This window comes from Microbacterium sp. MYb72 (assembly GCF_002979415.1).
Lineage (GTDB): Bacteria > Actinomycetota > Actinomycetes > Actinomycetales > Microbacteriaceae > Microbacterium > Microbacterium natoriense.
Window position 1 is genome coordinate 1 of sequence record NZ_PCOT01000051.1, and the last position, 13,320, is coordinate 13,320.

Here is a 13,320-nt window from a genome sequence, read left to right on the forward strand (position 1 = left end):
TATGTGGGTCGGCGCCGGGGTTGCGCGGGTCGGCCTCGGGGTTGTGCGGGTCGGCCTCAGAGGTGAGAGTCACGGTCTCGGGGCTGTGCAGGTCGACCTCGGGGTTGCGCGGGTCGGCGATGCGCCTCGTGGCGGTGGCGAGCGCGTCGAAGAGGTCCCGGTGGTCGCCTGTTGCCGCCCGCTGCGTCGCGACGGTGGCCTCGTCGCCGCGGACGATGGGTCCGGTGAGGGCATCCGCCGCGCCCTGATGCTGCCAGTTGTCGACCGACTGCCGGACGAGCGGGGCGAGGACCTCGCGCGGGTTCTCGACGCCCGCGGCGGCAGCGAGCTGCTCCGCCGCGTCGAGCACGGTGAGTACGAAGTTCGACGCGAAGGATGCCGCCGCGTGATACACCGCCCGATCGGTCACAGTGAACGGCGTCATGCCGAGGGCGCGAGCGAGGTCTCTCGCGAGGCACTTGTCCTCCGCGGAGCGCCCGTCGATCGCGGCACCGATGCCGTGGAACACCTCTGGGGTCTCGCCGCCGGTGAAGGTCTGGAGCGGGTGGATGCTGAAGTCCACTGCGTCGAGCCCGGTGGCGCCGGAGAGGTGGGCGACCCGGCGCACATGCGGGCGCGCGACGAACGCGACGGCGGAGATCGCAGCATCCGGGACGGCGAGGATGGCGATGTCGGCTGCCGGCATCGGCTGATCCCGACGGAGCGGTCCGAGGACGCTGAATCCCGCCGTCCGAAGCACCCGGGTGAGAACTCCGCCGAGACGGCCGGCGCCGATGACGGCGATGGTCGTGGCTGGCGCGAGTTCAGAGGCAGGATTCATGGGGAAGGCCGGTCGGGAACGGCGACGCGGATGCCACGAGTATCTGCCCGCGACGGCATCCGCTCCAAATCGGAGAGCAGAACGCAATGGCACTTGCTTCTCATGATTGTCGTTCTGCCACCCATACTTCGCACGATCTTACCTTTTCGCTCTCACTATCCTCGCAACGCGAGACTGAGCCCGTGTGGATCGGCTGGATCCAGTTCGACGTACTGCAGGGCAACGCCCACTCGCTGAAGGAGAAGCGCAACGCCATCCGCCCCCTCATCGCCGATCTCCGTCTGCGCACCGAATGCGCGATCGCCTAGGTCGGCGCGCAGGACGCGCGGTTCTCCAGAAGGTGCTCCCCGGCATGTCGACGCTGTCTACGATCTGCCGATCGACTCGCTGGCGCACGACGATGTCGAGGTGCTCGGGCGGGTGATGACACAGACCAGCGAGCACGCGTCGACAGTCGCCGCGTTGGATACGATCGAGACGAAGTATCGGGCGGTCGGGAAGACGTTGGAGATCGTCAGGATGAATGAGCAGCCAGCCGATGCGCGGTCAGTTGACGGGGTGGGTTCGAGCACGTCGCACTTTTCACTCGACTGCTGTCAGGAAGGAACCGAAGTCACATCCGCTGCCATGATCATAAGTGGAACCCACAGCGGGTTCGCGAAGGAACGAGGCACTTCAATGGGTGATGCAGACTTCTCCGAGATTGAGCTGGTGAGTGATGGTGACGGTATCGCGCTCATCGGCCCCCGTTCAGCGGTCGAGATGTTCCTCTCTTCCAACGGCCTCCATTCACGAGAGCTCGATCTCCCGCGGCTGAGCAGCGTTTTTGGAGGCGGCGCGGCTGTCGCCAAGGCAGGCTCAGAGGTCGCCGCGAATTCAGGCCGATGGATGAAGCTCACTGAAGAGTCGTGGCGAGCAGCGCAGAAGCTCCCCAAGGTGACGAACTCGTCGAGCGGGAACCTTCATGCAACTCTTCGAGCCCCAAATGGTCAGTTCGCGAAGAACCTTCAGTTCCTCAAGCCCGGCTCGATGCTCACCAACCCGGCAATGCTAGCGGGCGTCGCGGGTCTGGCGGCACAGCTCGCGATGCAACAGGCGATGGACGAAATCACCGACTACCTTGCGGTTATCGACGAGAAGGTCGACGACGTGCTGCGAGCTCAGAAGGATGCCGTACTCGCCGACATGATCGGTGTCGATCTGGCTCTAGAAGAGGCCCTGACGATCCGCAAGTCTGTCGGAAGCGTGTCAGAGGTGACTTGGTCCAAAGTGCAAGGCTCGTCGACCGCCATCGGCCGGACTCAGGCGTACGCCCTGCGTCAGCTTGATGCGCTCGCCGAGAAGATGGAGAGCAAGTCGGTTGATGCGCTCGCCGACGCCGTGCCGAAGGTGGAGCGGGAGACCCAGGAGTGGCTCGCCGTGCTCGCCCACTGCTTCTACCTGCAACAGGCGATGGGCGTGATTGAACTTGACCGGGTTCTTGGCACGTCTCCCGATGAACTCGACCGCCATCGAATCGCGCTGCAGACCGCACGCACGAATCGCGCGGACCTGATCACGCGCACCACGCGCCGGCTTCTGGAGCGCATGGATGCGGCCGCGTCACTCGCTAACTCGAAGGTTCTCCTGAACCCGTTCGAGTCGCCGGCGATCGTGCGATCACGGAACGCGGTCACAGAATCTGTCGACACGTTCCATGATCGGCTCGGCATCGAGGGTGGTGGCAAGTCGCTTGAAGCTCGCCGTTGGTCTACCGCCGCGACCGCCACTCGCGACGATCTACTCAAGGCTGGCGGGGAGGGCATGAACAACGCTCGACGTGTCGGAGAAGAGGCAGCCGAACACGCTGCCCGCATTGGCGCCGAGAGCGTGGAGAAGACGAAAGAGATCGCTGGATCGGTAGTGGGGTTTGCTCAACGAGCATTCAAGCGCCGCAACGTCAGCGACGCGGTAGACGAGTGATCGAACGCACCTTTGTCGGCCAGATTTTCGCTCGCTGTGCCGCTTCAGGTGCGCCGAGGCACGTTGAGACGCACGTCTGCCGCTTGGGCCTCATCAAGAATCCAGCGAGCGTTCTTCGGGTGGTCCGGATACTTTTTCCTCAGGTACTTTCGCACGACGAGGCCTGGTCGACTCTCGTCCTGATAACCCAGTTCTTCGGCGATTTCTCGTGGGGTGTAGTGCGTCATATCGATGACCCTAGCCGATACCCTCGTTGACCACAGTGGCCGCAATTGTCTCTATTGACCAGCGGTTTTCACCGCGGCACGATCGCCACGGTTGATAGCGCCATGAACGATAGGCTGGCGCCGTGAGCACCGGAAGCAAGGCCCTCGATCGGCCCGTCCATCAGTGGTTGTCCGACATCGCTGCCGGCAAACTCCATCTCCCAAGTTTTCAGCGCGGCGAGGCGTGGGATCGCCGGCGGATCGAGTCGATGCTGCGCACCATCATCCGCGATTTGCCTCTGGGTATCACCCTTGTGCTCGATGTCGGAGAGAAAGAACAGTTCCACTCCCGCCCGCTTGTCACCGCGCCGAACACCGACGCGAAGGTCACCGAGCACCTTCTCGATGGGCAGCAGCGGCTCACCGCTCTCTGGCGTTCACTCAAAGACAACTACGAGGATCGCAAGTTCTTCGTGCACCATCCTCTTCTCGATGACGACCCTCAGAACGACGATGATGGGGTCGACGTATGGTCTTACACGACCTGGAAGAACAAGACCGGTCAGCTGATGCCGCGCTGGACAGAAGATCCAGCTCAGTGCGCACAACGCGGCCTCGTACCCGTGTACCTTCTCGACCCCGCATCAGACTCCGAAGTAGGCGAATGGATCGAGAAAGCCACATCGCATCTGAAGCCCGCTCTTCAGGCAGACTCCGATGCGACACAGATCTACGCGGCGATGCAGGCGCATGAAGCGCGACGTCAGTTCCTCAAGGACGATGTCATCTCCCCGCTTCGGGAGACTCTGAAGCACTACCGGCTCCCGTACCTGAACCTTCCGGCAAGCACACCGAAGTCAGTCGCGCTCGAAGTGTTCATCAACATGAATACGAACGCGAAGCCGCTCCGACCATTCGACATCGTCGTTGCAGAGGTGGAGAACGCGACGGAGGCCCGACTGCAGGAGATGATCGATGCCTTTGTCGCGAAGCACCCGCAGGTGGCTTCTTTCGGCAACGTATCCGATCTTCTTTTGCAGACGATCGCGCTGCATCAAGATCTGCCTCCTAACAAGTCTGGTTTCTTCAGTCTCGACGCGCAGCGGCTCGTCGACGAATGGGACCTCACGCTGCAGGGCCTTCTCGACGCGATCGAGCTTCTCGGGCAGATGCGGATCTGGGATGCCGAGCGGTTGCCGACCGCCGTTGCCGTGCCCGTTGTGGCGGCTATGTTCGTTCGGGCCCCCAAACTCGGCGATGCGCGAGGGCTGATCGAGCACGTCGGACGGAAGTACCTGTGGACCGCGTTCTTCACTGGTCGCTATGACGGCGCAGCCGCGACTCGTGCCCACGCGGATGCCAAGCCGCTCCTCACCTTCGCCTCCGCACCAACGCCCGCCGCGCTCGCACGGCTCGACGCGACGGTGCCTGTTCTGAATCGGGAGGTGTATCCGCTTCCCACCATCCGAGGGCTTCAGGCTGCGGGATGGCCGAACGGACGAAGCAGCCTTGCGCGCGCGATCCTTGCCGCCTCGAACTACTTCGGCGCAAGAGACTTCGCGGATGACTCGGTGCTCAGCGCGTCCAACGTCCGGAAACGCGAATATCACCACCTCTTTCCGGCGAAGCTCCTGAGCGATTCCGGCATCGACCCCAACTTGGCGCTGAACTGCGCGCTCATCACCTGGCGGACCAACCGCACGATCGGTCGACTCGACCCGATCGCCTACCTCGCTGCGAGAGCTGAAGCCGCCCCGAGTGCGGAATCGGTAGATGCCCGGTTGCGGAGCCATCTGATTCCGGTCACCGCCCTCCGCGAAGCGGGGCCGTATCCGAACGAAGTTGTTGGGCCCGAGCTTCAGGTTCAGGTAGGGCCGGACTTCGCGAGCTTCATCGAGTTGCGTGCGGAGGCTGTGTCGCGGGCGATGGTGAGGCTGTGTGATGGCGACGGGCCGGAGCTCGCGGAGGTCTTGAGCTAGGTCGCGCAAGAGCCGCGAGGCATGGGCGCAGGGAGTGTCGAACGTGCTGTCGGGGATCTTCGGTGGCATGGACGGCTGCGCCGTGATCGGTCAGACCATGATCGGGCGCGCGGACCGGCATCTCGACATTCTGCGCCGGCATCTTCCTGTTCCTGCCGGTGGTCGTGTTCGGCGACTTCGTCGAGACGATCCCCATGGCAGCGCTCGTGGCCGTGACGATCATGGTCGCGATCGGGGCGTTCGACTGACGTAGCATCCATCCGTCGTCGTTGAAGCGGATGTCGAAGAGCGCGACCTTCGTGATGGTCGCGACGGTCGCGCTGGTGCTGATCACGCACAACCTGGCAGTCGGAGTCGTCGTCGGGGTGCTGGTCGCATCGGTGCTGTTCGTGCCGCGGGTGGCGCACTTCGCGACCGTGTCGCGGAGTGTTTCCGGTTCTGTTGCTCGCTATGTGGTCAACGGGGAGCTGTTCATCGCGTCGAGCAATGACCTGACGACTTGTTCTCGTACTCGGACGACCCTGAGCCGGTCGTGATCGATCTGTCGGGGTCGCATGTGTGGGATGCGTCGACCGTCGCCGCGCTGGATGCGATCGAGACGAAGTATCAGGCGTTGGGGAAGTCGGTGGAGATCGTCGGGATGAATGAGAGCAGTCAGCGGATGCGCGGGCGGTTGACGGGTGGGTTCGAGTAGAGCGGTCTTCGAGCGAGCGGAGCGAGAGGAACACAAGCGCTCAGCGCGGGTCCTCGCCCGATGAAACGCGACTATGCCTCGCAGTTCGGACAGACTGATGTACCCCAGCGCGTTCCGCGTTCCACGCACGGCTATGGGCCTAATCGCTCTCGACAGTTTCTGCAGACATAAGGAAGTACGCCGCGCGCAAAGTTCCGACATGCCAGACCTTCGTCGAATTCGGCTGGAGAACCTCGAAGCGCCTCTTCTCGCCATCGCCGAAGGTCAGAGCGACACAGAGGCTCGCCTGGTCGACCGTGTGCTGACGCTCGGGATGGCAAACGATTTTGAGAACGACCTCTCCCTCCGTCGACAATCCAACCGCGGGTAAGGGGGTACCTCCATGCGGAATCGTCATCCCGCCGAGTTCCAGCCGTTGCGTCCCAATCAGGATCTCGACCGTTTCCACGGAGGACTGAGACAGCTCTATCGCCACGACGTGCGCCGGCACCGGCGGGAAAGCCTGCTGCAGCTCGGAGACGAGCGCCTCCGATTCGACCGATGTCAAGGATCGTACGTTCTCACGGAACTCAACGCGGGGCCGGTCGGGTTCGTCGACACGACCGATTGCCGTGCTCCCGATCGGGCCATGCGCCACGATCGTCACCCGGGCGTGCGGCAGTGCTCGAGCGTAGTCCCGCGCGGTGTCGCCGTGACGCGCGGCAGCCGGGCGCCGATACTGCTTGACCTCGATAGCCATCGCAGTGTCGAACCGTTGTTGTCCCGGTCGCAGGAACCGATAGTCCGGTTGAACTCCTCGTTTGCGGCCGTGAGACAGTTGGCCCGACGCATCGGACCTGATTTCAGCCCAAAGCTCTACCGGTCCGAGCTCATCGTCGAAGGATGCAATCTTCGTGGACCTGAATGGGAAGCTCAGCCTTCCGTGGACCACCTCGAACTGCAAGCGTCGCTCCTTGAACGCTTTGGCGATGACACACACTACCCACGCCGAGTACAGTTCGTGGCGTTTCCCCCACATCGGCAGGGACAGAACAGACTCCAGTGCGGATTCAGCGTCATCACGCACGTCGGAGCCCCAGAAAGACGCACTCCAGTACTCGATTCCGCGAAGCCACCTCTGCACTTCATCGGGCCCCCTGGACTCGAGATACTCGACATCCGCTCGGAGTTGCACGATGGTCGCCTCGGGATGGTAGTCGGTGAAATCAAAGAACAGCGCTCGGTGCTCAGCGAACTCGTCCGTTGGCGAGCCCCAAAGCGAAGCATTGTTGCGAACGGCGTGCATCGTCCCGCCGTAGTCCAGCATCGTGTTGCATGCTGCTGTCAGCACCGCATACACGAGGGACACACCACGCGTAACTGCCGGGTCGACCGCATCCGGGGGCGCAGGCAAAGTGAATCGCCACTCTCCCTCATCATCATCGCGAAGAGTGCGAGGGTCGACGTAATCGGGCGACCTGGTGTTCGCCGCGGGATAGTTCCATCGCAGTGGCGAGAGCACGAACGAACCACGCGCGGCCTGCGCCTGGTCCAATGCAGCCACAGCACCACGGAACTGCGCCAGCGACTGGTCGAATACATCTCCCTCATCGAACTCGAAGGCGACCGTGAGGTTATTGTTCGTCGCTTGTGTGGCCGCAATATTGGAGTAAAGCGAGAGCAGGTCGCGCATGAGAACAGCGAAAGAGTCGACCAGCGGCGACATAGCGCGCAAAAGGTCCCGCGCGGTCCACCCAGCAACCTCCATGCGGGAAGTCAACGACCCGTTCCCGGGCAACTGAGACTTCAGAAGGGTGACTATCTCCTCGTCGTAGCTTCGGGGCAGCAGCACACCGGCCTCCACCAGACGGGACCACAGCTCCGCCGCGGTCGCAATGGGCACGGGAGAAGCACGGTCACTCATTGCCACATCCTCTCATTGGGGACCACAGCCGCGCGTCGCTTCTTGGGGCAAAGCATCCGCGGCGGATCTCGCGCGAGCGCGCCCGCCATGAACGACGGACGGCCGGAGGATAGGATAATTTTGCTAGAGCACCTGGAGGTAGGGATGGCGAGTTGGGGCGAAGACATCGTCGACGGAATGCGCACGCGACGCCGGGAGCAGGAACTCGAGCCTGTTCTCGAGGGATATCAGGCCGCTGCAGATATTGCTGTCGAGGCGCTTTCCACGGTTCTTGACCGCATCGAGGAAAAGGTCGACGCGGGCGAGCCGCTCTCATCCGATGAGAAGGTGCTGCGAACCGAACTCCATGTCATCAAGTCCAAGCTCGAGCGGCGGCTACGGAACTACTGGCAGGAAACATACCGGGCCGATTGATATGCGCCACCCGGACGTTCGAGATCCGCATGACGTAACCCAAATCAAGAGGCATGCTGGGTCAGCATCTTTGGCGTCGAACTCAGGCCTCGACAGCGACGACGGTGTCAAACAATCCGATACGGCGGCGCCCACCGTTTACGACAATACCCGTGTACGAGAGTGACGCGTCCTCATATCGCCGGAATGCGAAGACTGCCTGGTTCATATGCCCTGCGTTGAAGACACCCAGCGACACGAGCAGGTTGAAGTCGTCGACCGTGAGCCCAGTCACCGCTTTGAAGAGCTCGGGCTCGATCTTGGTGATGACGTCGTAGAGCGTGTTCTCGCGGTAGTCGGTAAGGTACATGAACGCCGGGATGCGTGTCGCGAACTTGATCAACTTCTCTTGGATCTGCTTGCGCTTGGACTTATATTCCTTCTCTTCGTCCGACAGCACTTTCTTGTCGCCGGGAGTCAGATCGTCGCCCTTCTCCTTCTTCGTCTTCTTGACGGACTCGCTCTTGTTGACGACCGTTTCGAAGACGTTGGAGCCGAGCGCGCGGAATCCCTCGATGTTCATCACCGCATCGATCGCGGCCTGCGAGTCCATGATCTTGCGGAGAGTGAGGTTGTCAACATTGACGAGAATCGCCGACTCCCATTTGCGAGCGAGGAGTGTCGCCGACGTGCCAGCCATCGCGATGTCGAGGATGCCGCCCGCATCGACCTGCGTCATGTGCGACCCGTCGTATGCGAGGACCGGCAGGAACTTGACGAGCTCCTCGACCGCCTTCTCGGGGTTGCGCTCCTCCGGGGCAAGGCCCGTGCCATACTCGCTCATCTGACGGAGCGCCCGCGTCGGTGCGAAGTCGAACACGAAGCAGACCGGTTTGAGGACATCTTCACGCGAGGGCTCGTCGCCATCGGGGTTGCGGATGGTCCATGGCGACTGAACTCGGAACGCGGCTTGGAAGTACGTCTCCGGCGCTTGCAGGTTCCGCAGCATGAGGATCGACGACCACTGTGGCACTGTCACGCCAGTCGTTAGCTTGCCCACGGTGAGAGTGATCGTCTTCGTGTCGAAGCCGCTACCGATCGCCTGGCGCACCGGCGGCAGCGCATCAAGGCCGACCCCCACGCCCGGGGCCGAGACGTTCACGACCGTGTAGTCGTGCCAGAACACGTTGTGCGGCTCAGCGAGCAGATTCGCCATCGCACCACAGGCAGCCGTGCGCGGCAGCATCCACAGCGAGTGCTGCAGGTAAGGCAGGAGCCGGGTGTCCGAGTACGGAAACGGCGGACGCGTGCCGGACTTCAAATAGTCGACCTGCGTCGGCGCGTAGTTGCCGCGGACGATGTCCAGCCACTTCTGCACGTCGTCCTTGTGCACGAATTCCGCGACACCGTCGACGACCTTCGCCTCGAAGAACGCGTTGAGGTCGAACTCGTCGAACTCCCCCTGACTTGCGATCGCAAGCAACTCTTCCGGCATCTGGTAGGTCAGCAGACGCAGCTCTGGCAGCGCCGCGTACGGGCTCGGCTGGTCGGGGTGCTCCTGCGCGAACGCAGCCTTTGCTCGCTGTTCATCTGTGTAGGTCCAGTTGAAGATCTGCTCCTCGATGAACCGCCCCTCCTTGAACACCTTGAACGGCGTTCCTGAGAGGTACAGGTACGCGCGCGCCTTGATGGGCACGAACGCGTCTTCGTCGAGGCCCGTCTCTTCGAGATTCTCCGCGAACGTCTCGAGGTCCTTGCTGAACTCGACTTCGGTCGCCTTCTTCTGCGACTTGTCGTCCTCGCCCTCGAACAGTTCCTTCGCGGCGTCTCGCCACGCGCCGAAGTGGTACTCGTCGAAGACGACAAGATCCCACGTGAGTTCGGTAAGCCAGGCGTGCTTGGGCTTGAAGTTCCCTGCCGAGTCACGCCCCATGAGGTCTTGGAACGACCCGAAGAAAACCAGAGGGCGATCGGGATCGACGGATGCCGGATCGCCGCCGGTCTTGCGCGAGAGGTACTGCCAGCCGTCGAAGTCGACGTGGGTCTTGAGATCGGTGTCCCAGGCATCCTCGACGGCCGGCTTGAATGTCATGACGAGGACGCGCTTGGCACCCATGCGCTTGGCGAGCTGATAGGCGGTGAAGGTTTTGCCGAAGCGCATCTTGGCGTTCCAGAGGAACTCCGGAACGGCATCGGCATCGTCGGCCCAGATCGACTCGAAGTAGTCATACGTCTTCTCGACGGCGGATGCCTGTTCGGTCCGCATCGGGAACGTCGCGTGATGCGTTCCTTCGAATCGCTTGCCTGCTCGGAGTTCGGCGATCGCCGTGCGCACATCGTCGGCGGTGCAGCGCATCCACTCTTTGCTGGACTCGAAGACGACGTTCTCGAAGTTCTTCTCGGTGAGTCTCCGGCGTACGTCGACGTCGGAGATCAGCGAGCCATCCGACCGCTCCGCGGGTTCGTCAACCTCGAGCGTGTAGTCGATACGCGCCTGTCCCTGCGACTCTTTGATCCGGGTGTTGACGTCGCGCGTGGTCTGCCCGACCTTCAGGCAACCCTGCCAGCGAGAAGCGACTTCGGCGGATGACCAAGCGTATAACCGCGGACTTGCCTCAGGTTTCTCGGGAAGGAGCTCGGACTCAGGCTTAGGCATTGACGGACTCCATCGGGCGTACCACGCGCTCGATGAAGGCGATCTCGTCGTCAGTGATGCCGTATTTCTCGTAGAGATCTGCGTCCGTCCATGGGCGTGAGAAGTCCTGCATTGGGACGAACGTGTACACCTTGCGGGAGGTATGCTGCGTGGCCTTGTGTAGCTGGATGAGGAACCGGGTGAAACGACACCGGAGATAGGTCAACGCGTTGTTTGCGTGCTCCTTGGAGGCGATCGGGCCGATGCAGAGGTATGTCTCGGAACACACTGAGCCCGGCTCTCCCAGGAATGGCGTACTCAGGACTCGATGCGGGTACGTGTCCTTATTGCCTGTCCCAGGCGCCGCGGCACCAACGTACACTTTCCAGCTGTCAACGAGCGTGGAACCGACAAGTAGGTCACTGCGCGACATGAAAGCGGTGCCACCGTTTTGATACACAAGCAGATCGTCTTCACCACGATCGGTCTTGCCCTTGAAGAATGTCCGCAGCCCGAAGGGCCGGCTCGAACTCACGAGCTTGTTGAACCGTCGATCTTCCGGTAGTACAACCGTCCCCTGCGATCCTCCTTCGTGCGACACAACCTTCTTGAGAATCGGGACAGCCTGGTTGAATCGAACAAAGATGTCGGCGCCCATCTCCAGCAATGGGCGTTGCGCTGATGAGTCGGTCCAGCCCGCGTAACGCGTGGTCACCTGGCAAAGCCCGCGGTGATCGCGATCCCACAAGAAGTAGCACACGCCACCCTTGAGCCCAACACCGGGGAACACATCTGAAGCGCTGAGGTAGTCATCGATTACACGTACTCGGTCGTCGTGAAGCATCGAGTCGCGGAACTCGTCTAGCCCCTTTCCGCCAGCGAACCAGCGCGACGGCACGATCATCGTGAGGTACCGAGGATCGAGAGCCTTCGCGCGCTCGACGAAGAGTTGATAGATCGGTGCCGCACTTGTCCCGTACCCGCCATCATCCAGTTGGTAAGGGGGGTTGCCGATGATGACGTCAAACTGCATGTTGGCTCCAAACAGCTGTGCGATAAGTGCCCGTGGATCTAAAGTGTGGATAAACGCGTACGCGTGCGACTCGAGCTCCTCGTCGCGGTCGTAGCCACGCTTCGTCGCACCGCAGTACGCGCACTTCTCGCCGGACCAGGTGTGCTCGGTGCGCTCGAACCAGATATTGCCCCAGTCTCGGCCAAAGCTCTTAGCGGCGGAGTGCTCGCCAGTGGCGTCCTTTGAGCAGTAAACGCTTCGTCGCGCGAGCAGCGCTGTCAGTTGCGTGATGCCGATGCCGTACACCTGCTTCGTCAGGATGTGGTCGACGCGGTCTTGCAGATCCGGAATCTTGTCTGCTAGGCCGTCGGTCAGTCGTGCGACGATCTCGCGGAGGAAGACGCCCGACTTTGTGAACGGGTCGAGGAACGTCACATCCGGGTCCTTCCAGATGTCAGCGCCGTCGTTGGCATCGGCCCATGCGGCAGCAACCGTGTCGAGCATCTGGTTCGCAAGCTCGGGCGGGGTGAAGACCTCGTCGTTTGAGAGATTGGCAATGCAGGTAAGCACATCGGGGTTGTGGGCGCGCAGAGCGAAGCTTGCTTGCCCCTCCAGGACAGGTGTCGTCATGCGGCGCTCCCCATCGCGATTTGGTCGACGGTCATCGGCGGATATGAGTGCACCGGGGTGAAGATCTCGTGCTCCTCGAACGCGTCGAAGAGGGTACCGGAAGCCGCGGAGCGCTGCGTGAGCGCATCGAAACGGAAGTCGCGGCGTTGATACTTGCCACGGCCGAGATAACCCCACTCTGGGAACACAATGGGAGCCCCGCTGCCGTCTGTCATGGCGAGGGCGTCACCCTGGACGATGTTGACCTCGAGAACGGCGCGCGCCGCGGCTAGAAGATCGTCGTTGGGCCCGAGGTGGAGCATCCGAGCGAAAGCCCTCGCCAGGTTGTCGCGACATTCGACCGAGTTGTCGGCGAGCAGCTCAATTCCATAGACGCACATCAGACCGAACAACGCGTAGTGGCGGCGCTCGAAGTCGCTCTTGCCGTACCTCGCCACAACCACCTTCAGCTTCCGCTCGAGGACTGGCACTAGGAAGTTCCCTGATCCACAAGCGGGCTCAAGGAACCGCGAGTCGATACGCTCAGTCTCGCTTTTGACGAGGTCAAGCATGTCGTCCACCAGCCATCGAGGCGTGAAGACCTCGCCGTGGTCGGCAACGCGCTGGCGCGACTTGACGAGCGGGCGCAGTTCGTCCTGCAACATGACCTCCTGGATATGGCTCGATCCTACCGACGACCACGTAACGCGAAGCACTGCGGAATGGTGAAGGGAACTCAACGAGCGAGGATCATGCGACGACCACGACTCGCGTTGCCTACGGTACGAGCAACAACACTGGCGTTGCCAGCGAGCTTGAAGAGTCCGGCCGGCGACACAGGATCGGGATCCATAGAGCTGTTGCGCTCGAGGCGTCTCGCATCTTCATCGCGTGTTTCCACGTTCACACGAGAAAGATAAGCACACACATGAGGACATCACTGATATATTGGCTGGGCCGTCCGCGCGACAAGTACCGGACGCCTCGACAAGCTCAGCGACCCAGCCGGAGGGCCCTCGCGCTTCGACAAGCTCAGCGACCCAGTCGCGAGACCCGGCGCTCCCACAAGCCCCGCACGCGCCTCAGCCCAAAATCCCCCGCAACAAC

Annotated in this window: 10 protein-coding genes and 1 pseudogene; 5 read left to right on the top strand and 6 right to left on the bottom strand. The window is 62.1% G+C overall.

Translation table 11 applies throughout. The annotated features are described in order from the left end of the window. Positions 1-820 (bottom strand): DUF2520 domain-containing protein (locus tag CQ047_RS18045; RefSeq protein ID WP_105677393.1); only part of this gene is annotated, 820 nt, incomplete at its 3' end. Positions 821-1,002: 182 nt separating this feature from the next. Between CQ047_RS18045 and CQ047_RS18750 the strand changes: the two genes are divergently transcribed. Further along, on the top strand, positions 1,003-1,128 hold the full coding sequence (locus tag CQ047_RS18750; protein WP_146114398.1) for a DUF503 family protein: 126 nt from the start codon (positions 1,003-1,005) through the stop codon (positions 1,126-1,128). A 115-nt stretch (positions 1,129-1,243) separates the two neighbouring features. Further along, positions 1,244-2,782 (top strand): hypothetical protein, encoded by a 1,539-nt coding sequence (locus tag CQ047_RS18050; protein ID WP_258132739.1) that lies wholly within the window; start codon positions 1,244-1,246, stop codon positions 2,780-2,782. 44 nt (positions 2,783-2,826) lie between these two features. On the opposite strand, the gene CQ047_RS18055 is transcribed toward CQ047_RS18050, so the two are convergent. Further along, positions 2,827-3,009 carry a hypothetical protein gene (locus tag CQ047_RS18055; protein WP_105677397.1) on the bottom strand — a complete coding sequence of 61 codons (183 nt, stop codon included), beginning with the start codon at positions 3,007-3,009 and terminating at the stop codon, positions 2,827-2,829. A gap of 122 nt (positions 3,010-3,131) precedes the next feature. Between CQ047_RS18055 and CQ047_RS18060 the strand changes: the two genes are divergently transcribed. Next, positions 3,132-4,967 (top strand): DUF262 domain-containing protein, encoded by a 1,836-nt coding sequence (locus tag CQ047_RS18060; RefSeq protein ID WP_105677398.1) that lies wholly within the window; start codon positions 3,132-3,134, stop codon positions 4,965-4,967. Position 4,968: 1 nt separating this feature from the next. Further along, positions 4,969-5,661: pseudogene (locus tag CQ047_RS18065) on the top strand (SulP family inorganic anion transporter); the annotation flags it as partial. 139 nt (positions 5,662-5,800) lie between these two features. Here the strand turns inward: CQ047_RS18065 and CQ047_RS18070 are convergent. Further along, positions 5,801-7,564 (bottom strand): hypothetical protein, encoded by a 1,764-nt coding sequence (locus tag CQ047_RS18070; RefSeq protein WP_105677399.1) that lies wholly within the window; start codon positions 7,562-7,564, stop codon positions 5,801-5,803. 144 nt (positions 7,565-7,708) lie between these two features. On the opposite strand from CQ047_RS18070, the gene CQ047_RS18075 reads away from it, so the two are divergent. Further along, the gene (locus CQ047_RS18075) at positions 7,709-7,978 is read left to right on the top strand and encodes a hypothetical protein (RefSeq protein WP_146114399.1); all 270 of its coding nucleotides are present in this window, start codon (positions 7,709-7,711) and stop codon (positions 7,976-7,978) included. 82 nt (positions 7,979-8,060) lie between these two features. On the opposite strand, the gene CQ047_RS18080 is transcribed toward CQ047_RS18075, so the two are convergent. The 3 genes from CQ047_RS18080 to CQ047_RS18090 are packed head-to-tail and all read right to left on the bottom strand — an operon-like array spanning position 8,061 to position 12,878. Beyond that, entirely contained in the window at positions 8,061-10,613 is a 2,553-nt protein-coding gene (locus CQ047_RS18080; protein ID WP_105677402.1) for a GIY-YIG nuclease family protein, read from the bottom strand. After that, on the bottom strand, positions 10,606-12,234 hold the full coding sequence (locus CQ047_RS18085) for an Eco57I restriction-modification methylase domain-containing protein (protein WP_258132738.1): 1,629 nt from the start codon (positions 12,232-12,234) through the stop codon (positions 10,606-10,608). The genes CQ047_RS18080 and CQ047_RS18085 overlap by 8 nt, the downstream gene beginning before the upstream one ends. Beyond that, on the bottom strand, positions 12,231-12,878 hold the full coding sequence (locus tag CQ047_RS18090) for an N-6 DNA methylase (protein WP_105677404.1): 648 nt from the start codon (positions 12,876-12,878) through the stop codon (positions 12,231-12,233). Before CQ047_RS18090 ends, CQ047_RS18085 begins: the two co-directional genes overlap by 4 nt. Positions 12,879-13,320 lie beyond the last annotated feature (442 nt).

What these genes read in the sequence shown, in the direction of transcription:
- CQ047_RS18050 (WP_258132739.1), top strand. Translation starts at nt 1,244, where the DNA reads ATGACACAGACCAGCGAGCACGCGTCGACAGTCGCCGCGTTGGATACG.
- CQ047_RS18055 (WP_105677397.1), bottom strand. Translation starts at nt 3,009, where the DNA reads ATGACGCACTACACCCCACGAGAAATCGCCGAAGAACTGGGTTATCAG.
- CQ047_RS18070 (WP_105677399.1), bottom strand. Translation starts at nt 7,564, where the DNA reads ATGAGTGACCGTGCTTCTCCCGTGCCCATTGCGACCGCGGCGGAGCTG.
- CQ047_RS18075 (WP_146114399.1), top strand. Translation starts at nt 7,709, where the DNA reads ATGGCGAGTTGGGGCGAAGACATCGTCGACGGAATGCGCACGCGACGC.
- CQ047_RS18080 (WP_105677402.1), bottom strand. Translation starts at nt 10,613, where the DNA reads ATGCCTAAGCCTGAGTCCGAGCTCCTTCCCGAGAAACCTGAGGCAAGT.
- CQ047_RS18085 (WP_258132738.1), bottom strand. Translation starts at nt 12,234, where the DNA reads ATGACGACACCTGTCCTGGAGGGGCAAGCAAGCTTCGCTCTGCGCGCC.
- CQ047_RS18090 (WP_105677404.1), bottom strand. Translation starts at nt 12,878, where the DNA reads ATGTTGCAGGACGAACTGCGCCCGCTCGTCAAGTCGCGCCAGCGCGTT.